The sequence below is a fragment of the Azospirillum sp. B506 genome (genome assembly GCF_000333595.1).
Taxonomy (GTDB): domain Bacteria; phylum Pseudomonadota; class Alphaproteobacteria; order Azospirillales; family Azospirillaceae; genus Azospirillum.
The window spans coordinates 1-1,434 of sequence record NZ_BADK01000121.1 but is presented as its reverse complement, the minus strand read 5'-3'; the positions used below and the strand labels follow the sequence as shown (position 1 = coordinate 1,434).

The following is a 1,434-nucleotide window of genomic DNA, read 5'->3' as shown; positions in this document are numbered from 1 at the left end:
CAAGCACACGGCCCAGCGCATCGGTCAGCGGCACGGTCCCGGTCGCCGTGACGGTCCGACCCGTCCGGCCAGCAGCGCCAGAGCCGGCTCCATCGCCATCATCGGCCCGCCGAAGGCAAAGCAGTCATTGTCGAGTTGCACCATGGCCGCCACTCTAGTCCGTCAGGGCGTCGGGTGCGAAGAGGGAAAAGGCATGCTTTCCGGCCGTGGCTCTCAACCGCCGAACAGGCAGGCAATCTCCTCCACCCGCGTTAGCAGCCGGTCCGGCCGCCGCGCCGCCAGCGCGTCGCCGCGCGTGTAGCCCCAGGCGACGGCGGCACACCCCATCCCCACCGCCCGCGCGGCATCGATGTCACGCACCTCGTCACCGATGCCGATGGCGCGATCCGCCGAAACGCCGGTGACGCGCAGCATCCTGCGGAATTTCGCCGCCTTGCCGAACAATGATGCACCGCAGCCATACCGGGCCACCAGTCCCGCGGAGTCCTCACCCAGGACTCGACGGATGTTGTCCGCCGAGTTCGAGCTGACGATGGCGATGGTGATACCCCGCTCATGCAGCAGCCGCAGCATCTCGGGCACGCCATCGAACAGCCGGATGCCGTCGATGTCGCGCGCCATCATTCGCCGCATATGGTTGGCGATGAAGGGAAGCTTCCAGTTCGCCACGCGCAGGTGCCGCATGATCTGCTGCGCGTCATAGCTGCGCAGCAGGTCCATTTCCCCCGCCCTCACCCGGTTGAAGCCATAGCGGTCGGCAACGCCGTTCAGGACGCCAACGAACCAGGGGAAGGAGTCGGCCAGCGTGCCGTCGAAATCGAAAATGGCGAGCCGGTAGCCGCGATTGTCGACTGCCGGTGGCGTGGTGGAGGGTGCGCAGCCCATGCTGTCTTGCGGCGTTTCGGCCGGACGAAGGTTCAGCCTCACCCCAACCCGCAGCGCGCGACGATGAAGGCCGCAATCGCATCCGCGTCGTTCAGGTCCAGCAGCGGAACCGGACAACCGGCAACCTCGCTGTCGCTGGCCACCGCAACGATGGTGGGGTCCTCCGGAGCGATCAGCGGCTTGTCCACATCGGCCCGCCAGACCTCGATCTTCTCGTGCCGGTCGCGCTTGAAGCCCTCGATCAGCAACAGATCGACCGGCGCGACCTTGGCGATCAACTGGTCCAGCGACAGTTCCGGCTCGCCGTCACGCAGCTCATGCATCAGCGCCCAGCGGAGGGGCGAGCTGACCAGCACCTCGGTGGCACCGGCAAGGCGGTGGTTGTGGCTGTCCTTGCCGGGATGGTCGATGTCGAAGCCCTTGTGGGCGTGCTTGACGGTCGAGACCCGCAAGCCGCGTCCCGTCAACGCCGGAATCAGCCGCACCATCAGCGAGGTCTTGCCGCTGCCGCTCCAGCCGGTCAGTCCAAAAATCTTCATGGCCTAAAAA

3 protein-coding genes are annotated in these 1,434 nt (G+C 66.5%); all 3 read right to left on the bottom strand.

Going from position 1 to position 1,434, the window contains the following annotated elements; translation table 11 throughout:
• Positions 1-24 precede the first annotated feature (24 nt).
• From I71_RS40480 to mobB, 3 genes are read right to left on the bottom strand one after another with little or no spacing between them, the layout of a single operon-like run.
• Positions 25-153, bottom strand: a complete 129-nt coding sequence (locus I71_RS40480) for a hypothetical protein (protein WP_280109845.1) — start codon at positions 151-153, stop codon at positions 25-27.
• A 60-nt stretch (positions 154-213) separates the two neighbouring features.
• Complete coding sequence (locus I71_RS04265) at positions 214-885, bottom strand: HAD hydrolase-like protein (protein WP_042691089.1); 672 nt, start codon at positions 883-885, stop codon at positions 214-216.
• A 38-nt stretch (positions 886-923) separates the two neighbouring features.
• On the bottom strand, positions 924-1,424 hold the full coding sequence (gene mobB / locus I71_RS04260) for a molybdopterin-guanine dinucleotide biosynthesis protein B (protein WP_042691086.1): 501 nt from the start codon (positions 1,422-1,424) through the stop codon (positions 924-926).
• Positions 1,425-1,434: the final 10 nt, after the last annotated feature.